This is a genomic window from Acinetobacter sp. YH12200, assembly GCF_013418175.1.
Lineage (GTDB): Bacteria > Pseudomonadota > Gammaproteobacteria > Pseudomonadales > Moraxellaceae > Acinetobacter > Acinetobacter pseudolwoffii.
Genome location: NZ_VPCO01000014.1, coordinates 25,580 through 44,655, shown reverse-complemented (window position 1 = coordinate 44,655; position 19,076 = coordinate 25,580). Strand labels below are relative to the sequence as shown.

23 protein-coding genes and 1 pseudogene are annotated in these 19,076 nt (G+C 41.4%); 17 read left to right on the top strand and 7 right to left on the bottom strand.

Features of this window, described 5'->3' with window-relative positions; translation table 11 throughout:
* Window positions 1-7: 7 nt before the first annotated feature.
* From FTU90_RS10565 to FTU90_RS10545, 5 genes are all read left to right on the top strand, one after another.
* The gene (locus tag FTU90_RS10565; protein WP_180072583.1) at window positions 8-1,726 is read left to right on the top strand and encodes an AAA family ATPase; all 1,719 of its coding nucleotides are present in this window, start codon (window positions 8-10) and stop codon (window positions 1,724-1,726) included.
* A gap of 30 nt (window positions 1,727-1,756) precedes the next feature.
* Window positions 1,757-2,602, top strand: a complete 846-nt coding sequence (locus tag FTU90_RS10560) for a DNA adenine methylase (protein ID WP_180072581.1) — start codon at window positions 1,757-1,759, stop codon at window positions 2,600-2,602.
* 96 nt (window positions 2,603-2,698) lie between these two features.
* Window positions 2,699-3,034, top strand: a complete 336-nt coding sequence (locus FTU90_RS10555) for a hypothetical protein (RefSeq protein WP_180072667.1) — start codon at window positions 2,699-2,701, stop codon at window positions 3,032-3,034.
* Between the two features lie 205 nt (window positions 3,035-3,239).
* A complete protein-coding gene (locus tag FTU90_RS10550; protein WP_005104451.1) occupies window positions 3,240-3,593 on the top strand; it encodes a hypothetical protein in 354 nt (117 codons plus the stop codon).
* 128 nt (window positions 3,594-3,721) lie between these two features.
* Entirely contained in the window at window positions 3,722-3,901 is a 180-nt protein-coding gene (locus FTU90_RS10545) for a hypothetical protein (protein ID WP_159137905.1), read from the top strand.
* Here the strand turns inward: FTU90_RS10545 and FTU90_RS10540 are convergent.
* Window positions 3,898-4,068 (bottom strand): hypothetical protein, encoded by a 171-nt coding sequence (locus FTU90_RS10540; protein ID WP_171509104.1) that lies wholly within the window; start codon window positions 4,066-4,068, stop codon window positions 3,898-3,900. The genes FTU90_RS10545 and FTU90_RS10540 overlap by 4 nt on opposite strands.
* A 210-nt stretch (window positions 4,069-4,278) precedes the next feature.
* On the opposite strand from FTU90_RS10540, the gene FTU90_RS10535 reads away from it, so the two are divergent.
* From FTU90_RS10535 to FTU90_RS10495, 9 genes are all read left to right on the top strand, one after another.
* A complete protein-coding gene (locus FTU90_RS10535; protein ID WP_180072579.1) occupies window positions 4,279-4,713 on the top strand; it encodes a hypothetical protein in 435 nt (144 codons plus the stop codon).
* Window positions 4,710-5,246 (top strand): hypothetical protein, encoded by a 537-nt coding sequence (locus FTU90_RS10530; protein WP_180072577.1) that lies wholly within the window; start codon window positions 4,710-4,712, stop codon window positions 5,244-5,246. Before FTU90_RS10535 ends, FTU90_RS10530 begins: the two co-directional genes overlap by 4 nt.
* Before the next feature lies 1 nt (window position 5,247).
* Window positions 5,248-6,369 (top strand): ATP-binding protein, encoded by a 1,122-nt coding sequence (locus FTU90_RS10525; RefSeq protein ID WP_180072574.1) that lies wholly within the window; start codon window positions 5,248-5,250, stop codon window positions 6,367-6,369.
* Entirely contained in the window at window positions 6,366-7,490 is a 1,125-nt protein-coding gene (locus FTU90_RS10520; RefSeq protein WP_180072572.1) for a hypothetical protein, read from the top strand. Before FTU90_RS10525 ends, FTU90_RS10520 begins: the two co-directional genes overlap by 4 nt.
* A 130-nt stretch (window positions 7,491-7,620) precedes the next feature.
* On the top strand, window positions 7,621-7,863 hold the full coding sequence (locus tag FTU90_RS10515) for a hypothetical protein (protein WP_180072570.1): 243 nt from the start codon (window positions 7,621-7,623) through the stop codon (window positions 7,861-7,863).
* Window positions 7,863-8,207, top strand: coding sequence for a hypothetical protein (locus FTU90_RS10510; protein WP_180072568.1), 345 nt, complete (start codon window positions 7,863-7,865; stop codon window positions 8,205-8,207). Before FTU90_RS10515 ends, FTU90_RS10510 begins: the two co-directional genes overlap by 1 nt.
* Entirely contained in the window at window positions 8,207-8,479 is a 273-nt protein-coding gene (locus FTU90_RS10505) for a hypothetical protein (RefSeq protein WP_180072566.1), read from the top strand. Before FTU90_RS10510 ends, FTU90_RS10505 begins: the two co-directional genes overlap by 1 nt.
* Complete coding sequence (locus FTU90_RS10500; protein WP_180072550.1) at window positions 8,472-8,825, top strand: hypothetical protein; 354 nt, start codon at window positions 8,472-8,474, stop codon at window positions 8,823-8,825. Before FTU90_RS10505 ends, FTU90_RS10500 begins: the two co-directional genes overlap by 8 nt.
* Window positions 8,825-9,109: a pyocin activator PrtN family protein gene (locus FTU90_RS10495; protein WP_074382946.1), complete on the top strand. Its 285-nt coding sequence runs from the start codon at window positions 8,825-8,827 to the stop codon at window positions 9,107-9,109. Before FTU90_RS10500 ends, FTU90_RS10495 begins: the two co-directional genes overlap by 1 nt.
* A 113-nt stretch (window positions 9,110-9,222) precedes the next feature.
* Here FTU90_RS10495 and FTU90_RS16305 read toward each other — a convergent pair.
* Window positions 9,223-9,288 (bottom strand): annotated as a pseudogene (locus FTU90_RS16305) (hypothetical protein); the annotation flags it as partial.
* 80 nt (window positions 9,289-9,368) lie between these two features.
* On the opposite strand from FTU90_RS16305, the gene FTU90_RS10490 reads away from it, so the two are divergent.
* A complete protein-coding gene (locus FTU90_RS10490) occupies window positions 9,369-10,577 on the top strand; it encodes a DUF1615 family protein (protein WP_005096631.1) in 1,209 nt (402 codons plus the stop codon).
* Window positions 10,544-11,197 (top strand): HAD family hydrolase, encoded by a 654-nt coding sequence (locus FTU90_RS10485; protein WP_005096629.1) that lies wholly within the window; start codon window positions 10,544-10,546, stop codon window positions 11,195-11,197. The genes FTU90_RS10490 and FTU90_RS10485 overlap by 34 nt, the downstream gene beginning before the upstream one ends.
* A gap of 193 nt (window positions 11,198-11,390) precedes the next feature.
* On the opposite strand, the gene FTU90_RS10480 is transcribed toward FTU90_RS10485, so the two are convergent.
* Together FTU90_RS10480 and FTU90_RS10475 are read right to left on the bottom strand one after the other, a co-directional pair.
* Window positions 11,391-12,485 (bottom strand): acyl-CoA desaturase, encoded by a 1,095-nt coding sequence (locus FTU90_RS10480; RefSeq protein WP_005096627.1) that lies wholly within the window; start codon window positions 12,483-12,485, stop codon window positions 11,391-11,393.
* Between the two features lie 14 nt (window positions 12,486-12,499).
* Complete coding sequence (locus tag FTU90_RS10475) at window positions 12,500-13,564, bottom strand: flavin reductase family protein (protein ID WP_218945097.1); 1,065 nt, start codon at window positions 13,562-13,564, stop codon at window positions 12,500-12,502.
* A gap of 153 nt (window positions 13,565-13,717) precedes the next feature.
* Between FTU90_RS10475 and fabR the strand changes: the two genes are divergently transcribed.
* Complete coding sequence (gene fabR / locus FTU90_RS10470; RefSeq protein WP_005096625.1) at window positions 13,718-14,398, top strand: HTH-type transcriptional repressor FabR; 681 nt, start codon at window positions 13,718-13,720, stop codon at window positions 14,396-14,398.
* 366 nt (window positions 14,399-14,764) lie between these two features.
* Here fabR and FTU90_RS10465 read toward each other — a convergent pair whose 3' ends face one another.
* The 3 genes from FTU90_RS10465 to rapA all read right to left on the bottom strand — a co-directional run bounded on the left by FTU90_RS10465 (window position 14,765) and on the right by rapA (window position 18,933).
* Window positions 14,765-15,565 carry an alpha/beta fold hydrolase gene (locus FTU90_RS10465; protein WP_005096624.1) on the bottom strand — a complete coding sequence of 267 codons (801 nt, stop codon included), beginning with the start codon at window positions 15,563-15,565 and terminating at the stop codon, window positions 14,765-14,767.
* 139 nt (window positions 15,566-15,704) lie between these two features.
* Window positions 15,705-15,950 (bottom strand): PAAR domain-containing protein, encoded by a 246-nt coding sequence (locus FTU90_RS10460; RefSeq protein ID WP_159137914.1) that lies wholly within the window; start codon window positions 15,948-15,950, stop codon window positions 15,705-15,707.
* A gap of 145 nt (window positions 15,951-16,095) precedes the next feature.
* Complete coding sequence (rapA, locus tag FTU90_RS10455) at window positions 16,096-18,933, bottom strand: RNA polymerase-associated protein RapA (RefSeq protein ID WP_180072564.1); 2,838 nt, start codon at window positions 18,931-18,933, stop codon at window positions 16,096-16,098.
* Window positions 18,934-19,076: the final 143 nt, after the last annotated feature.

The following is a 19,076-nucleotide window of genomic DNA, read 5'->3' as shown; positions in this document are numbered from 1 at the left end:
TGCTGAAATGAGTAAGAATATAACTTTGATTAAAAAACTAAATGTCCTTAAATTTAGGGCTCTCAATAACCTAGATATAAATTTAGGGCAGAGAGTCACAGTCATTTGTGGGAAAAATGGTACAGCTAAGTCCACTATCTTGGGCTTATTAGCTCAAATTTTTGGTTTTGAAAGAGATTATATTAAGCAAGTCGATTTATCTTATAGCCCACTTCACCTGAGTTCCTTTAAATCTAGATTTAGTGATCATTTTCGCCTTTCTGAAAAATTTGACTTTGCCGGGGAGCTAGAAGCATCTTATGAAATATATGATGCCTACTTTAGAGCAAATATTTCTCCAAAGTTGAAATTCTATAAATTGAAAGACAGGCCCTTGCCTCGCGCTATCGTGCGAAACAACATTACAACAGAAACCGCAACCAATGAAAGTCGTAATGTAACCCACCCAGTTATTTATTTAAGTTTAAATAGGCTTCTTCCTATAACAAGTCGAACAGACTATAAAACTAAAGATTTAGATTTTTTAAATATTAATTATCAAGAATTTATACGCACAAATAATCAACTCTTATGTAAAACAACAGGCACACAAATCACGCCAACAACTGGCTCATTGGATTCAGTTGTTGTACATGGTGATAACTATAATCATGAAGCAATTTCCGCCGGCGAGGATAATGCTGGGCAAATTATTCAAGCACTATTTTCATTTAAAAGGCTTAAAGAAGAATATCCTGATTACCATGGTGGTCTATTATTAATTGATGAGGCAGATGCTGGTCTATTTCCCGGGGCTCAATACCAATTAAAGGAAATTCTTAATCGATATGCCAAAGAGTTAAACATCCAAATTGTCGTTACTACTCACTCTCCAATCTTAATTGAGGAATACCATAAGTTAGCGAAAACTGATCCTAAAAATTTCAAAACTATTTATCTTTCTAACAAGATGAATAAAATTGAGGTTTTTGAAAACTTCTCTTGGTCTGATATATATGCAGATATTAGCGTAAGAATGAAAGAGCTTAGTCGAGAGCTAGTGTTTCCTGAGACCAATGTATATTTTGAAGACAGTGAAGCACTAGCTTACTTTAATGCTCTAATAATAAAGAAGAAAATTAGAAAGCCACTAAAAATAATGAATGGAATTTCCATGGGATGTGGAAACTACTTAGAATTAATCCGCCAAAAAGTTCCTGAATTTTCAAAACTAAGTTTATTAATATTGGATGGTGATGTACCGCACAAACAGGTGGCAGGTCATAAGAATATTATTAAGCTTCCTGGCGATATTCCCCCGGATCAACTTTTATTTGAGTTTTTATATAAATTGCCAGAAGATCACATATATTGGAATAATGAATTTAGATTTACGAAACTGGTTTTTATTGGATTGCCAAGTGTATCTAAAATATTTCAAGATTTATCTCTAGCAAGTCAGGCTGATGAGGGCTTCTGCTTAAAAACCACAATAATGGATTTCAATTACAATAGCTCAGAAGATGTCCGTATAAGAACATTATTCAAAAACTTTTTTAAATCGGATCAAATTCAAAAACTTATAAGTAACGGTGTGAAAACAAATCCTTATAGGTATATGGTTGCTCAGGCACCTGATATACAAAAGGATTTTAATGATAGGGTCATAAGTGCGACTAAGCATGTTTTAACTAAAAATAAAGGTGTTGCATCGAGTCTAGTGGAAACTTGGTATGAAAATGCTTAAACTCTTCTTACGACCTGTGGAGTCAGCATTTTGAGCATCTATCATACGCCACTCCGCTATCCTGGTGGTAAAGGCAAATTTGCACCGTTTGTTAAAGATTTAATGAAAACAAATAACCTTTCTGGTGATTACCTTGAGCCTTATGCAGGGGGAGCTGGTGTTGCTCTAGATTTATTATTTAATGGGTACTGCAAAAACATACATATCAATGACTTTGATGTAGCTATTTATAATTTTTGGAAAAGCATTACTGAAGATACTGAAAATTTTCTAAAAAAAATAGTTGATACCAATGTAACCATAGAAGAGTGGTTTAAACAAAAAGAAGTCTTGGCCAGCCCTGAAATTCATTCAACCCTTGAACATGGTTTTGCTACATTTTTTCTCAATCGAACTAATCGCTCTGGGATCTTAAAAGGTGGGGTCATTGGTGGAAAGGCTCAGTCTGGTGAGTACAAGCTTGATGCTCGTTTTAATAAAGTAGATCTTGTTAAACGAATTGAAATGATTGGCCAATTTGCTAAACATATTAATGTCTACAATAAGGATGCAGTTGAGCTATTAAATAACGTCGATAGCTTACTACCCTCAGACTCTCTTATCTATTTAGACCCCCCTTACTATGTCAAAGGCCAAGGCTTATATAGAAATTTTTATATGCATGAAGATCATGTTCAAATACGGAAGGCACTAGATTCAGTAAAAACAAACTGGATTGTTTCTTATGATAACTGTCAAGAAATTAAAGATATTTATACTGGGTATGCGCAAGATGATTATTTCTTGAATTATAGTGCATATCATAAAACCAAAGGCTCAGAAGTCATGATCTATGGTCCTTCCATTAAATCGATTGATATTCCAGTCAACAACTAGACCTTAATGTCGCATAAACAACTCACCCCAGCGGTGGGTTTTCTTTTCCCTAAACTTGCTTATAATTCAAACTCCAATAACAATAAACCTATAACTATGAAATACATCACACTTACCACCCTACTCTTATCTTTGACTTTGTCCGGCTGTCAGAAGCAACCAGATGAAGATGTAGATCCGATTGCCACCGCTACAGCTTTTGAGAACTCAGATAATATTCTTAGCAAATACCTGGAAAAGTTAGATTCAGAGTTCACCACTCAAGATGTGCGGGTAAAAATCTTATGCAGAGACTACCCGCGTGAGTATGAAAAGAACTATATGCCTAACTTGTTGAAGCTATCACCCGGTGAATACTCTGAAGTTGCACTTTTGGCTGATATGGATTTGGTTTTGGATCACTACAAAGAGAAAGATGCTATTCAGTGCTAAAGCTTTCTTACTTCTGAAATATTAAATCTTTATATTGGACTTAAGACCTCTCATGACCAGGTCTGTAATAACTAAGTAAAGCATCACTAACCCGCTATCCGCGGGTTTTCTTTATGTAAGGTAAGTGTAACCTTGTCTTTAAATGTTACATTATAACAATTAATATAAAGATACCTATGATTCATAAATAGAAAGGTAAGTATCAATGAAATATTTGTTAGGTGCAGCATTGTTAGGATTAGCAATTACTGGCTGTACTTCAAATCCAAAAAACGAAGTGGTACAAGAAAAAGTTGTGAGCAATACTCCGGCTGAAACTCAGGTAATTAACTTTACCGGTCCAATGGATCTTACAGTTGAACTGAAATCTTCGGATAATTTTGAAACTGCAGAAATGACTGATAATTCTGGCAAGGTTTATCACCTTAAACGAGCTATTTCAGGAAGTGGTATGCGTTTGGCCAATGATGACGGCGTTTCAATTCACTTCAAAGCTGGTGAAGGTATTGTAGAGTTTATGAAAGACAAACCTATCAGTATTACTGAATACAAAAAATAAGATTATTGTTGCAGGACAACCCACCCAGCGGTGGGTTTTCTTTTTAATATATTCAAATTTTCCCTGATATTATGAGCTTAAGACTTTGTGCCAACATTGATCTTAAACCATAAATATCGGAGAAAAATATGCCTTCAATTGAAGAAAAACGCTTAGCTATTGAGATGGCTAATAAAATTATACAAACACGTATCGACCTTAAAAACCCTGCTTACTATAAACAGAATAACCAAGCAGGTGATATCGCGTACTGGAAAGAGGTTTATGAAGAGTGCTTGAAGGTGGTATCACCCAACGATCAAATTTAAACTTTTAATTTTTCAATTAATTCAGCTTGTTGAATAGCCGTGTGTTGCTTGCCGTCAAAGACAAAGGATTCAGCAATGCGGATATATTCTTGTATTAGGACTGGGTCACACACACTAGAGGATACATATGTTTGATATAGATTCGCTCGAAATTCTTCTCTAGTCATCTCAATAAACTCCAAACAACCCATCCCTGTGATGGGTTTTCTTTTGTCTATTAAATCATAATATTTAGCAAATGCTTAATTTTCACTAAATAAATTTAGTAAATACTATTGACTTAATATTTAGTAAATACTAAATTATATCTCGTAGACATTAAAAAAGCACTCAAAGGATTCGAAGTCTTGAGTGCTTTACTTACAGCGAGATCAATTATGAACACAAAATTAACTCCACACAATAGCTTCAAGGTAACTCTGTTTACCGCTGCCTTAACTGTAAGCGCTTTAGCGGTCGCTTTTCATACGGACTTAAATGTTGGACAACCTGCTCCAGCGCAAAACATTCAGTCTGAATACGGCATTATTTCACTAAAAATGCATGACCAAAGTCGTGGTGAAGCAATTCTTAATCTGGATGGATTCCGTTTAAATATCTCTTCATTTGAAGTTCAGGCTTATCCAGATAGCTACGGCGTACCTGGTTCAGAGTTTACTGCAGTCGAAGTAACAGAGCTGGGTGAAATCAATGTATTTGACGCCAATGGCAATCCATATAAAGACTTCACTGATCATCAGGATCACCGCGAAATCAACTCAATGATCACTAGCTACATCATGAAGCATCGTCTGGTGGAGGTTCAGTCATGATCTTAAATTCTGCTGATCAAATCTTTGAAGCGCTTTTGAATGGTCAATCGGTCTACTGGTGTGAATGCGGCTCTGATGACTGGTCTCCTCTAAATGATCGAACTCAAATTAATTTTGTAGATCTTTACACTGGTTTCCTGCAATTCAAAGCAGATGAGCTACCTATAGTTCCAATGCCGATTGAGCTCAACTCAACTCATCGCTACTTCTCTGAATACATCAAGACCTTTGAAGGACTCGAAATATATCGAGTGGGTAAAACGCGTGTGAGCTATTTTGCTTTACGCATCAAAAGCTCTGGAACTATTGCTGACTATTTCTGTAATACGCAGATCTACTCCATTCAGCCTAATGGCTCGTTGAAGAAGATGGATAAATCTCTTACTCCGAAATGGATTTTAGATGGACTGGAAAATGCGCGTGTTGCTATGCGCAAAAACAAGCGTCATCAAGTTTTAGAAAGTACCGGCTTCTTTGCATCGGAAGACTATAAGAACTTTAAACGTAATAACCGTACTGCAGGAGCACGTTGAGATGGCGATTAATATTATTCCAGCGAATCAAGCGCTGCTAGTCCAGGCAATTATTGTTTACCTGTATGCCGATCCTGGCTTAGGTAAAACATCTATCGGCTTTACGGGTGATAAAGCTATTTCATTCGACTTTGACAAAGGTTCTCACCGTACTGGTGAACTTCGTCGCGGTGCTGTAGTTCAGGCTCACCAGTGGTCTGATGTTGCAAACCTCACAATGGCCGATCTTGAACCGTATAACACCATTGTGATTGATACCGTTGGGGCAATGCTTGAAAGCATCAAAATACATTTGATGCTCAATGCGACCAATAAACAGAAAGATGGATCGTTAAAGCTTAAAGCCCAGGGCTTGGCCAACAACATCTTTAAGCAGTACGTGAATACGCTGATCGCATCTGGAAAGGATGTGGTGTTTATCGCCCACGCCTCTGAAGATCAAAGCGGTGACCAAGTAATTTATCGCCCTGATCTGGGTGGTAAGAACCGAAATGAGTTATATCGCATTGCTGACATCATGGGCTATTTGACTACAGTCACCACTGGTGAGGGGAAAAATGCCCGTGTTATTAGCTTTAAGCCTTGCCCTACTCATCACGCTAAAAATGCAGGTGGTTTAGGTGGCGATACTGGTGAAGTATGGGTGCCGGATCTAAAGACCAGTCCTACATTTCTGGCCGATCTTATCAAACAGGCTAAAGACCATATCAACACCCTGACACCTGATCAATTGGCCGCAATCAAGGCTCAAGAAGATCTAGAAAACTGGGTACAAAGCTGTGGTGAGGCCCAATATGCGAGTGATCTAAATCAGCTCACTCAGTCTCTTGAAGACACTCATCTGTATTACAAGAATATGCGTGCTGAACTGGTTCGTCGTGCTCTGGAAATGAAATGCACATTTGATAAACAGCGCAATGCTTGGGTAGATCCACCAGAGTTCAATGGCATTTCTGATGAGCAGCTGGCCGATCTACAGGACTTTATCGATACCTGCGGGCTTGATGCAAAAACAGTGTGTGAACACTTGGGGCTTGATGCTCTCAACCAGATAGAAGCTTCCAAATTTGAAGCTGTAAAAAATGACATAGAACAATTGGCGAAGGGAGCAATGACAGCATGAAAATTTTAAATAGCAAAGAAGCTTTTGAAGCAATGATGGCTGGCCGCAATATCATGTGCCGCGCTGCTGGTGAGTTAATGGATTTTGATGATCTATCTCAATTCCCGGCTACGATTTTCGCTATGCCAGGCTATGAGTTCTGCATCAAGATTGAAACCATGGAACTGGCTGGCATTACCTTCACCAAGCCTTTAACTCTTGATGATGTCGTAGAAGATCAGGAAATCTTTATTATTCATCCTGACCATATCTCACAGGTTAAATACAGCAAACAGTGCATGGAGTATTTCAAAGCTGTCGACAATGGTTTTGCTCAGGCGGATAAAGAAAATGCCGAATTACAATTAGTGGCAATGGGTGAGCTATTTGGTCGAATGATTATCTATCCTCCCACTATAGACAATACAGGCAAACCTAAAAAGAGACGCTCAACCAAAGCTAAGAATGAGACTGAACAGGCTGGCATACCAGCTGGCCCAGGTGATGCTGTACCAGATATTGAAAAACAGCCTGAGCCAGAGCTGATTCAGCCTATTGAAGCCATAGAGCAAGAAGCCACTATTAATACTGAAACTCCAGTTACAGAAATTGAAGCGGATTCAGTTGAAACCGACCGGGTAAAGCTTGTTGAAAAGTTCACTGCACAAATTGATCAGTTTACTAAGGAGGATGACGTTCTTTCATTCCGTCACGTATTTCTGGCCAATGGACACTTAGATCAAAAAGATCAACAGCACTTGTGCAAGCTTACAGAAGATAAATTGCTTGAGCTGGATCCAGAGCAATACACGCCGAAGGTTGAACCTGAACCAATCGCAGATGAAGTCATTGAAGCTCAGCAACCAAGTATGTTTGATCAAATTGAAAATGCCGCACGCAAACAAGCATCAGTGGAAAGTGCTGAACATGGTAGTGCCCCTATTGATCTCTTCTACAAGAAGAAAAAACAGGTTCTGATCAATCGGATCTATGACATGGATTCAGTAGAAACTTTAGAACGACTGGCACCAGCAATACCTGCAGCTAAATTACTTCCAGCTGATCATCAGGAACTACTTAGCCTGTATGCACAGCGCAAAGATGCCTTGATTCAAGCTGCTGAAACTGGGGAGGCTTCATGAGTTACTCCTACTCTTCAATGACCCGCGTGCTGCTTGTGCAGCACAAAGGTCGGGTTAGAACTTACCGCAACATCAACCTATTCGGTATTGATGATTGCCTGCAAAATTTTGCGAACACTTGGGGGTACAGATGATCTTCAAAATTAAAAAGAAGCATGAAGCCGGTTTCAAGTTGTGGTTAGAAAAATTGGGCTACATCAAAAAAGAGCTTGCAGATGGTAGTTCTACGTTTTCAGGCAAAGGCACACGCAAGACGTTGAGTTATGTGCTTTTAAAGAAAGATTTAACAGGTAATGCAGCATGCCAGGTGCTATTTCATGAATATGAAGAGCATCTGGATAACCCTGATTATTTAGATGTGAAGGTGGCGTGATGGAAGTTAAACAATTAGAACCTATGGAAATTGTGCGCAGTGAAATGGGAACTTGGACACATCCAGTTTATTCAAAATACATGAATGAGCATCTGAAAAACGAAGAATACGTAAGTCGTGAAGAGTGGGAAAAATTTAAAAGCCACTTTGGCGTAGACACTGTAATGTTCTGGATGGAGAGCCTTGTTAATTCTGATGATTGGGAAATCATGATGGATGATTCCGATATCACCAAATGGGACCCGATTGCACCAAACGGCTTTTTCTTAATTGATATCAATTTTAGTGAAGATGATGCCTATGCCATTTTCGCTCGAAATAAGTATGAAAGCGAGGTGGCGTGATGGATATTCAAAGAATTAAAGAATTGGCTTTGGCAAACGGATTTTCTTTAAAGCCACAAGCAAGTGGAAACATGGACTTAAACGCATATGTTTATGACTTCGCAAATGCTGTTGAGCAGGAAGCCAAAGCCCAAGCGGTGCCGGAAGGGTTTGTTTTGGTGTCAAAGGATACGCTGAATAAAGCACTCAATCCCAATGATTATGATGAAGCTGTTTGTTCTGCAAATGAGCTTTTAGCAGTAATCGAAGCACAGGAGCTAGCCAATGACTGAAACAAAAACAGCCGTTGCAAACTTCGCTATCGGTGAGCTGCATAAAGAACTGCCTTTCGACTTACTGTTTAACAACGCCGAAGCTGAAATATTCTTTGCGTTCGTGGATGAATACAAAGGTGATATTGGCCTGCCAATCACTCACAAGAACGGCCTAATAGCAGTTCAAGTAAACAGTGGTAATGTCAGCGCGATTTACGACATGCTTGCGCGCCATGTTGAGATGTATGTGCAGCCAGTGCCGTGCATCAATACACTTATCAAGAGCGGGCAGTTTGATCGGGATTTTAAAGATGTGTTTGGGTTGTCGGAATCAGTAAAGCAAAGCTTAAAGGAGATTTCATAATGGGAGCAGCTATGAAAATTGATGATCCAGTTGATATCAGTTTTATGTTACTCATGAAGTATCGTAAACCTGTGATCAAACTTGAAGAGCTCTTGCCGGATTACTTGCCTCATCTTACAATTGAACAGGCAAATAAACGCGCAAACAAATGTACTCTTCCATTTCCTGCATTTAAGTCAGATGGACGTAACTCACCTTTTTATGTTCATCTAAGTGATGTAGCATTCTGGCTTGAAGCAATACAAAAAGAGTCTAAGAAAGACTGGGTAGCAATGAACCATTGATTGCTAAATTATTGATTAATTGCCGCATGGTTGCACCTATTTTGCACCTTGCACCATGTGGCTATTCAGTAAGATTCTAATAAATAATAATTTTTATAATGTATATGTGATTAATCTATCCCACCTGCCATCGGGGCGACAATCAAATTGTTGGACAGTTGATATGGACCAATATACATATAAATTCATCACTTTTTTGATGGGCATAGTATACTGCATCTGCCTTATTCGCTCATCTTTTCAATTAATTTACCACACCATGAATAAAACTTTTGCTGATTGTTTTTCTGTTAAGTCATTGTCTGTACTTGCACTTTCTCTGGGTCTTGCCGGCTGTGGCAATGGCTCATGGTGGTCAAAAGATGATGAACCGACACTTGAAGTTGAACATATTCGTAAAGCAATTCCGAGTCGGGTAAATCAGCGTGAGTCCTGGGCACAAGATATTTACGACATCACCGAACAGCTGGGTATTCCTCAAACCAAGGAAAATGTCTGCACGATTGTGGCCGTGGTCGATCAGGAATCCAATTTTGTGGCAGACCCTACAGTACCAGGTCTGGGAGAAAAAGCGGTTAAAGAAGTTCAGGATCGTCTTGAAGAAAAATTTAAAGATAAACTCGGACAAGCAATCGGTGGAACAGTTGCGGGATATTTCCAGGAAGTACTCAAGAACCATCCAAGCCCAGAAGATAACTATTTAAGCCAGATGCGCCGGGTAAAAACCGAACGCGAACTGGATGAGTTATATCGTGAAATATTTGACTATATGTCGAAGCATTACCATGTCAGCGCACTGACCGGTGCTGCAAAACTGGTCGGCCAGAACATTGGCGAGAAAATGAATCCGATTACCACTTTGGGTTCAATGCAAGTGCATATTAGTTATGTCAAGGAATATAAACGTCAAGGTGGCAACATCGCAGCCTTACGCTCCGATGTCTATACGCAATATGGCGGCCTATATTACGGGATTCATCGTCTGATGATGTATCCTGCAGATTATGACAAACCGATCTACCGTTTTGCAGACTATAACTCGGGCATGTATTCCAGCCGAAATGCCGCTTTTCAGAGCATGCTCAATGATTTAACTGAAGCTGAACTCGATCTGGATGGCGATTTATTACTCTATAACAAAGATGGCGCGATCCGTTCGCAGAAGAGTCAATCCGAGCGTGAGCTGATCAGTGTATTTGCGAAAAATAATTTTATTATTACCGAACGTCAAATCCGCGCCGATTTAAAGAAAGAAAAAGAGAAAGATTTTGAAGATACCATGACCTATCGTGGGATCAGCAAGCTCTATCAGGAAAAAACAGGCAAAGATCCGATGTATGCAATCATGCCGGAAGTGGTCATTTCTGGACCAAAACTGAGTCGTGATTACAATACCAACTGGTTTGCCACCCGTGTCGATGGTCGATATCAAACATGCATGCGCAAAATCAAACACCTAAAACTCTAGCCTTATTTGATTTTGATGGCACCCTGTATACAGACGACAGTTTTACCGGGTTCATTTTCTATGCCTTGAAAAAACGGCATATTTTAAGACGCGGCATTCGTCTCCTGCCCTGGATTCAGGCCTATTATCTGAAGCTGTACCCTGCCCATGCGATGCGTCCAAAATTGTATGGCAACATGTTTAAGGACAGCGATGCAGAAGAAATTTTACAACTGGCGCAGGACTATGCCCAGCAGCTGGTCTTTAAGTTTAATCCAAAACTGTTGCAGCAACTTCGGCAACATCAGCAACTGGGTCATGAGATCGCGCTGGTTTCAGCATCACTGGATTTATACTTGAAACCGGTCTGTACCTATTTAAATATCGATTTACTGTGTAGCGAAGTTGAAATCAAAGCTGGAAAAATAACAGGATTTTATCAGACTCCAGATTGTAGTAATGCGCAGAAGAAACTGAGAATTTTAGAAAAATATCGTCTGGAAGATTATGCTGAAATTTATGCCTATGGTAACAGCGAAGAAGATCAGGAAATGCTGAGTTTGGCACATCAACGCTATCTGGAAGGACAAGATCAGCAATTGCCAAAAATTAATCTACCATCCGATTCAATGACATATTAGGGCTTTAAAATTTCCGCTTTATTGATACGCCATAATAATCTTTAACAAGCACTTAAATGACAGATGAGTTGTCGCTCAATGATACTTTTAAGGCAGATCTGATGACTGAATCATCCAGACTTTTTTGTTTAAATATAAGCTTCATCCATAAAAAAACCACCTCAAATAAGGTGGTTTTTAGCTTTAAGAAATATTATTTCTTAAACGGAAATGCATATTTCACAATACGTTTGATTACGCTGCCATACTGTTTTACCAGACTGGCATTGTTGTAGTTCAAACCATATTTTTCACACACCGCCTGAACTTTTGGCGCCATTTGGCGGTAACGACGGGCAGGCACATCAGGATACAGATGATGTTCAATCTGGTGACTTAAATGACCCGTCAAGATATGGAATGCTTCAGAACCGGTCAGGTTAGATGAACCACGAATCTGGCGCATATACCAGTGACCACGGCTCTCATTTTGCAGTACCGATTTCGGGAACACCTCTACATCTTTGGTAAAGTGGCCACAGAAAATAATACTGAACGTCCAGATATTACGCAGACCATTGGCCACCATATTACCCGTCAAAACTGGCAAAGCAGCAGGACCTGCAATCAATGGAAAGAACACATAATCTTTAAACAATTGTTTACCGATTTTGTTCTGCATTGGGCGCCATTCTTCTTTGGTCTGCTCTTTGCTTTTGCGACCTTTGAAATATTTACCCAATTCAAGGTTCTGAATGGCCACGCCCCACTGGAACAGCAAACAGAATGGCACCGCATAAATCGGTTGTAATAAATAACCCGGTTTCCAGCGCTGTTCTGGGAACAGACGCAATAGACCATAACCGATATCATCATCCATACCTTTAATATTGGTATAAGTATGATGTTTAAAGTTATGGGTTTGACGCCAGTTATCCGAAGTACCTACGATATCCCATTCATAGGTCTGACCATTCATTTTAGGATCATTCATCCAGTCATACTGACCATGCATGACATTGTGACCCAGTTCCATGTTTTCCATGATTTTGGCAAAGCCTAATAGACCTGTGCCTAGCAACCATGCTGGTGGGAACCAGCCTGCAAACAATAGCGCACGACCGGCAATTGATGAATAACGGATGGTTGAATAGACACGACGGATATATTTCGCGTCTTTTTCACCTAAATCATCCAGCACTTCTTGCTTGATCGCATCAAGTTCACGTGCAAGTTCATCGAGTTCTACTTGTGATAATTCACGGTTTTTAGGATTTTTAAAATATTGAAATTTTACTGGCATATTCATAGGATAAAACTCGCTTATAGGTCGATGACTAGATCAGTCTGCGCTGAGTTAACACAAATTTTGAGCAGATTACCTGGCTCAGTATTTCGTGCGCCGTTTACCAAATTCTTGGTCGAACCTTCCACTTTATTGCAGGCGCATTTATTACAAATGCCCATACGGCAACCATGTGTCGGTTTGATATTTTGTTGTTCCAGACTCACCAAAATGGACTGGCCTTTTGGAATACTGACAATTTTTTTCGACTGAGTCAGGGTGACATTAATAAAGCCGATATCAGATTGATCCGCCAGACTCATGCTAAAGGCTTCACCCTTAAACTCTTTGGCTGAAGCAAACAGCTGCTCTGCAGTCGATACAAAACCTGACGGGCCGCAGCAATAGACCGTGCTATTTTCCAGATTTTGCAAATCTGTCAGATAAGTTTCATTCAGACGAGCTGCCGCAGCTTGTTCTTGCGTGGCATAAACATGAAATGAGAAATTTGCATGTTTCTGAGCAAGTTCTTCGAAACGTGCTTTAAATGCTGCATCTTGATGTTTTTTAACCCAGTACCACAAGCTCACTGGTGTTGATAATTCACCCTTTTTGCTCAGGCTTTCCAGCATGCTCAGCATTGGGGTAATCCCGCTGCCTGCTGCAAGCAAGATCAGTGGACTCGCCTGCTGAGGCACAGTCATATCGCCATAAGGCTGACCAAATTCGATGACATCACCCACTTGCGCCTGCTCTGCAAACCAGGTGCTGACTTTACCGGCATGGACTTTTTTCACAGTCAATAACACATGCTGGGCATCTACATGGGTCAAACTATAGCTACGTTCATAACGGATGCCCTTCACCACCACATAGACCGGATGGTGTTGCCCCGCTTTACCAAACTTAAATAAACGATTCACTTGAATTTTCAGACTCAGCATATCCTGTGCAGCATTTTCCTTGTGCACAATCTTGCCCAATGGCTGATTCAACGACCATATAGGATTGAGTTTCTGAATCCAGAAATTAATCGCATGCTGATCGATGACACTGTCAGACAGTGCATTCAGCGGCATTTTAAGTTTTTGGAGTACATGCATCGTTATCGACATCATCTTGAGGTTTTGAATTATTATACACATGTATATATATTTGTATATACATGTGTATTGTTTCCATTCATTTCACAAGCCTGTCGTGCTCGGTTATAATCAAACGATTCATGCATGAACCTATTGATGAACGAGCCTTCAATGAAAATAAGCAGTGACGCATCTCTACTACAATCGAAAAGCATTGATGAGCCGATTATCGTACGGAGTGTCGGTCGCAAGGCCACCATTACCAAAGAAGAACTGTTTCAGGCAGCATTAAACCTGATTGGTCCACAAAAAAGTATTGCATCGTTGAGCCTGCGCGAAGTCGCACGTGAGGCCGGCATTGCGCCAAACAGTTTCTATCGTCATTTTAAAGATATTGATGAGCTGGCCATTGAGCTGATTGATCGTGCCGGGATTGTATTACGTCAGATTTTGCATGAAGCACGCTTAAAAGCCTCCCGACAAAGCAGTATTATTCGTAGTTCGGTCGAAATTTTTATTGCTCAGCTGGATGCAGATGAAGGCAATTTAAGCCTGTTATTGCGTGAAGGTTATACCGGTTCAAAATCGTATAAACAGGCTGTAGAACGCCAGTTAAATTATTTTCAGCAGGAATTGCAGGATGATTTGATTCGTCTGGAACGCCTGAATAATAGAAAGTTATTACATGCCGATATTGCCGCCAAAGCCATTACTCAACTGGTGTTTAACATGGGGGCCAATGTCATTGACATGCCGGCTGAAGACCGCCAGGAAATTGCCGAACAGACCATGCTCATGATTCGGATGATTCTGGAAGGCGCTCGCCATCTGGAAGATTCGCAGCTGCGTTAATTTTCCAATTTGCGTAAAATGATATAAAAAGAGACGTACTAGACGGATTACTGTCCCAAAGTTAAAGTGATTAGCTTTAAGTTACGCGCGTGTGGCAGGGATGCCACACACTACCTATCACGACAGGACGTCGTGTATGGGTAATAAGAGACTTTTGCCTACTTTGGGGCTTTCCAAAGTAGGGTTGCGCCTGCACAAATCCATTTAAACTTTTAAAGGAAAGATGAGGCTGCGCAATATCCAAGTATAAATATCAGATATTTAAAAACACTATCGAATTGCTTTTATTACTCCATACAATTCAAACTATAGCCTAGTTAAAATTGTGCAACAGTAGTGGTACCAGTCGTCTCTTTTTTATGACGATTACAACAATACAAGTTGAGCTTTGACCGCCTTTGCAGTCGCTTCCGGATACTCAAGCGGAAACATATGTCCGCCTTCGACCACTGAATAATTGATCCGATAAATCTTGTGCATGCCTTGCGGCAAACCCTGCTGATAAAACTGGCTCTGCTCTGCAGTCATCAGATGAATCGGCACTTCAGGTGGTCGTCTTGGCGTACGCCACCACCATGCCGGTACAGTCCGGAAAATCTCCGCTTCTACCTGTTTTGGAATGCTCAAAGTCACCCCACCGCGTTCAGGTTCTGGCTGAATGCCACTCTCGATATAATCAGCAAAACATTGCTCATCAAAATTGCTAAATAAGCGGTTTGATCTGAGTGCATCAACTGCGGCCTGTTTCGATGGCCAGTGATCCTTGCGTTTTAGCGTAATTCCTGCAGGTGTATAGCGATCGATACTTTTCAGATTCAGCTTTTTAACCAGTTCAAACATGGCGCTGTTTTTTCCAATAATAAATGGCGGATCCATAATTAACAGTTTGGAAAACAGTTCCGGACGTCGATACGCTGCCATCAAAGTCACCAGACCACCAAAGGAATGTCCAAGACCCACCACCTGCTGCTGAGGAAATTGCTGCTCGATATCTGCAATGACTTCATCGACCAGATAGCGCCAGTCTGGCGTAATCGGATATTGCGACTTCATGCCAATCAAGGGAATCGCTTTGACCTCATATTCTGGCTGGAAACAGTCCAGAAATTTCTGATAGGTTGCCGCAGGGATGCCATTGGCATGGGTAAAATGTAGGGCTTGTTTCATTATTTTCCAAACGCAGCGCGTATTCATCCTGAAATCATCGGATGAGCTTACTGATCTGAAAAGTCATGTGATAGTGCCAAAACGCTCAAAGCATGACCTTGAAGTCAGCTCTATTTATTCCGTTAAATGAATTTAAGATTTATTTCTGCGATACCGTCAAATGCTGCATGGCTAGAAAAGTCGCGCCGCAACTGGTCTTATCCCCTGCGATAAGCATTGCCCGTCCTTTGACAGTAATAGATAAATTGCTGGAGATTGCGGTGACCATGGTCTGGCATTTGGGACAATAATGCGTCATGCCATTCATAATCAAAGACGGCTCACCTTCCACCACAATACCACCGTGGGTGGTTTTGGCTCCGAGACCAATAAAGGCTTTGGACATGTTTATTATTTCTGGTTATTGGTTAGAGTGATTTTAAGCACAAGAAAAATGACAGGCCAGTATTCCCCGACCAAAACAATATAAAAGCCGAATTTCGGCCATAAAAAAAGCAGCCCGAAAGCTGCATTTTTTAATTGCTTAAAACTTAAGGCTTGACGACTACCATCACCTGGATTGCTTCCGGGGTCACAGATAAACCATCCAGTAGGCCGAGACCTTCTTTCTGCAACTTCTGTAAACGTGAAATTTCATCTTCACGGATACTTGGATTAAACTGTTTCAGATAGGTCAGACGGTCAATTTCATATTGCCATTTATTACCATACACTTCTTTGGCTTGCTGCTTGAAGTTTGGCAATGCACTACGTGCCAGTTCAAGTGCTTGCTGATAACGTGCCTCAATCACATCACGACGTGCTTTCACTACTTGGCGGCAGCTGTTGCCATCTAAATGATGCAGATACGGTTTTAAAATTTCAGGCGCAATTTTTTGTGAAAGATCCTGACCTTTCTCGCTTAATAACACACGAACCAATTGTTGCGGCAGGCTTGATGGCAAGTTCAATGCTTTCGGTGCAACCACATCGACCTTGAACCAGACTTCCAGCAATACCGAACCTTGTGGCAGTGCCGCAGATTTTAATACCGCAACGTTGGTGCTACCAAAGCCTTGAGTATTGATCATTTCCATCACACTTTCAGTGAATGGATGTTCCAGGGTCAGGTATTGCGCATCTTCGCGGATTTGTGCCTGATCACGATAGAAAGTGGCAGTGATGCCTTCTTCATCCAGTGTCAAACCTTGAACCTGCATTTGATCTGTCGGCTTGATGATCACGGTACCGTTACTTTGCTCGTCAAAGTCAATATTCGTGGACGCCATAAAGCGTTTCATGAAGATCGGCAAAGTAGTATTGTCATCATAGTCTTCAAGCGCGTTGACAATTTCCTGTGCCACCACCGGACGGCAAGAGTTGTACTCTAGCAAACGGTCACGACCTTCCTGCAATTCAGCTTCCAAAGCTTCACGTTGTACGCTGACTTCTTCCAGCAGGTCTTCAAACGCTTGACCTTTGTCTGCCAATAGACAGTCTTTCAAGCGAACAATAAAGTTTTCTTGCAAGGTTTGTGCAGTTGGGGAAATATTGCCGAAAATATTCAAGGCTTCGTTATACCAGCGGAACATACGTTCTTGCGCAGTTCCCACCAGATACGGCACATGAATCTGAATCCGGTTTTCCTGACCAATACGATCCAGACGGCCAATACGCTGTTCTAAAACGTCCGGGTTGGCAGGAAGATCGAACAGAATCAGGTCAGATGCAAACTGGAAGTTACGCCCTTCTGAACCAATTTCCGAACAAAGTAAAATCTGCGCGCCATACGAATCTTCAGCAAAATAAGCGGCAGCCTGATCACGTTCTAGCAGACTCATGCCTTCATGGAACATTGCAGTACGGATACCGGCATGTAGACGAAGTACATTTTCCAGCGCTTCAACCACTGGCCCGCTACGTGCAATCAGCAAGACTTTCTTGTGTTTTAAATCAGTACGTAAACGCTCCATCAGCCACATCACGCGTGGATCGGCTTCCATCCATGCGCCATCGAGCTGGGCTTCTTCAGGCCACATCTGCTCACGCAATTTACCATCTTTCGACCAGTGTTCTGGTGCTGGTAATGGTGCCGGCTGACAGTCACGACCCGGGAAGCCCTGAATGGCTTCACGCGTATTACGAAACAGGATACGACCGGTACCATGACGGTCTAAAAGTTCGTGAATGGCACGGAAACGCTGCTCAGGATGATCTTCAATTGGATGACCCAACAAGGCCTCAATCGCAGTCAAATGTTCTGCTTCAAGTGGCAGATTTGACATCAACACTTCTGCAATTTTAGCCGTGTGCTGATATTGCGCTTCTTCATCCAGGAAACGATCCAGCGAGTTAAAGCGCTGCGGATCGAGTAAACGCAGACGTGCAAAGTGACTTTCTACACCGAGCTGTTCCGGTGTTGCCGTCAATAACAATACGCCCGGCGTATGTTCAGCCAGTTCTTCGACCAGATCATAACGGTCATTACCGCCATCTTCTTCGCTCCACATCAAATGATGTGCTTCATCGACCACCAGCAAGTCGAAACCGGCTTCGAGCGCCTGTTCACGCAGATCTTCATGGTCGACCATCAAATCGACAGAGGCAATAATTTTTTGTTCGGTCAGGAATGGGTTTTGTTCAGGATCATGCTCTTTGATTGATGCAGTACGGGTCAAATCAAATAACGAGAACTCAAGATTGAAACGACGGCGCATCTCAATCATCCACTGATATTGCAGCGAATCTGGTACTAAAATCAGGATGCGTTCAGAACGGCCAGTTTTCAGCTGTTGATGGATGATCAGGCCAGCTTCGATGGTTTTACCCAGACCGACTTCATCGGCCAGTAATACACGCGGAGCAAAACGCTGACCGACTTCATGCGCAATATACAACTGGTGCGGAATCAGGCCGACACGTGAACCGACCAAACCGCGCAGTGGACTGCTTTGCATATTGGCCTGCATCAGCAGCGCTTCAATGCGCAAGTCATACCATTCTTTATAATCGACCTGACTGGCCAGTAGACGGTCTAGAGGCTTGGACAGCTGGATGGTGGCACCAATGCGGGTTTCATTCAGCGATTTACGTTCTTCAGTCCCATCTTCCAGGGTACGAATGACGTGATAACGCACCACGCCATTGCGGTCTTCCACGGATTCTACAATCCATTTGGTTCCTTCCTGATCCTGTAATTCATCTTTCACATTAAATACGATACGAGATAAGGGTGCATTGCTACGTGCATAGACGCGAGTTTCATCGCTTTTCGGGAATAAAATGCTAACCGACCGCTCATCAACATCAATAAGAACGCCTAAACCGAGTTCTGTTTCAGTATCTGATAACCAACGTTGACCAATAGCAAATTGCTGCAATTTTTCCACCTTTATCTTAAGTACAAGATTATGAATATTAGGCTCAATCACGAAACGTCATTGGAGCAAAATTTCACACCTTCAAGCAATGTATTTTGACATAAAGCCCACTAAAAAGTGAGCATAATTCACGCCGATTCAAGAAGTATTTC

Excerpts from the sequence above, each read along its gene's own strand:
- FTU90_RS10565 (WP_180072583.1), top strand. The coding sequence starts at position 8 with ATGAGTAAGAATATAACTTTGATTAAAAAACTAAATGTCCTTAAATTT.
- FTU90_RS10555 (WP_180072667.1), top strand. The coding sequence starts at position 2,699 with ATGAAATACATCACACTTACCACCCTACTCTTATCTTTGACTTTGTCC.
- FTU90_RS10550 (WP_005104451.1), top strand. The coding sequence starts at position 3,240 with ATGAAATATTTGTTAGGTGCAGCATTGTTAGGATTAGCAATTACTGGC.
- FTU90_RS10545 (WP_159137905.1), top strand. The coding sequence starts at position 3,722 with ATGCCTTCAATTGAAGAAAAACGCTTAGCTATTGAGATGGCTAATAAA.
- FTU90_RS10540 (WP_171509104.1), bottom strand. The coding sequence starts at position 4,068 with ATGACTAGAGAAGAATTTCGAGCGAATCTATATCAAACATATGTATCC.
- FTU90_RS10535 (WP_180072579.1), top strand. The coding sequence starts at position 4,279 with ATGAACACAAAATTAACTCCACACAATAGCTTCAAGGTAACTCTGTTT.
- FTU90_RS10530 (WP_180072577.1), top strand. The coding sequence starts at position 4,710 with ATGATCTTAAATTCTGCTGATCAAATCTTTGAAGCGCTTTTGAATGGT.
- FTU90_RS10525 (WP_180072574.1), top strand. The coding sequence starts at position 5,248 with ATGGCGATTAATATTATTCCAGCGAATCAAGCGCTGCTAGTCCAGGCA.
- FTU90_RS10520 (WP_180072572.1), top strand. The coding sequence starts at position 6,366 with ATGAAAATTTTAAATAGCAAAGAAGCTTTTGAAGCAATGATGGCTGGC.
- FTU90_RS10515 (WP_180072570.1), top strand. The coding sequence starts at position 7,621 with ATGATCTTCAAAATTAAAAAGAAGCATGAAGCCGGTTTCAAGTTGTGG.
- FTU90_RS10510 (WP_180072568.1), top strand. The coding sequence starts at position 7,863 with ATGGAAGTTAAACAATTAGAACCTATGGAAATTGTGCGCAGTGAAATG.
- FTU90_RS10505 (WP_180072566.1), top strand. The coding sequence starts at position 8,207 with ATGGATATTCAAAGAATTAAAGAATTGGCTTTGGCAAACGGATTTTCT.
- FTU90_RS10500 (WP_180072550.1), top strand. The coding sequence starts at position 8,472 with ATGACTGAAACAAAAACAGCCGTTGCAAACTTCGCTATCGGTGAGCTG.
- FTU90_RS10495 (WP_074382946.1), top strand. The coding sequence starts at position 8,825 with ATGGGAGCAGCTATGAAAATTGATGATCCAGTTGATATCAGTTTTATG.
- FTU90_RS10490 (WP_005096631.1), top strand. The coding sequence starts at position 9,369 with ATGAATAAAACTTTTGCTGATTGTTTTTCTGTTAAGTCATTGTCTGTA.
- FTU90_RS10485 (WP_005096629.1), top strand. The coding sequence starts at position 10,544 with ATGCATGCGCAAAATCAAACACCTAAAACTCTAGCCTTATTTGATTTT.
- FTU90_RS10480 (WP_005096627.1), bottom strand. The coding sequence starts at position 12,485 with ATGAATATGCCAGTAAAATTTCAATATTTTAAAAATCCTAAAAACCGT.
- FTU90_RS10475 (WP_218945097.1), bottom strand. The coding sequence starts at position 13,564 with ATGCATGTACTCCAAAAACTTAAAATGCCGCTGAATGCACTGTCTGAC.
- fabR (WP_005096625.1), top strand. The coding sequence starts at position 13,718 with ATGAAAATAAGCAGTGACGCATCTCTACTACAATCGAAAAGCATTGAT.
- FTU90_RS10465 (WP_005096624.1), bottom strand. The coding sequence starts at position 15,565 with ATGAAACAAGCCCTACATTTTACCCATGCCAATGGCATCCCTGCGGCA.
- FTU90_RS10460 (WP_159137914.1), bottom strand. The coding sequence starts at position 15,950 with ATGTCCAAAGCCTTTATTGGTCTCGGAGCCAAAACCACCCACGGTGGT.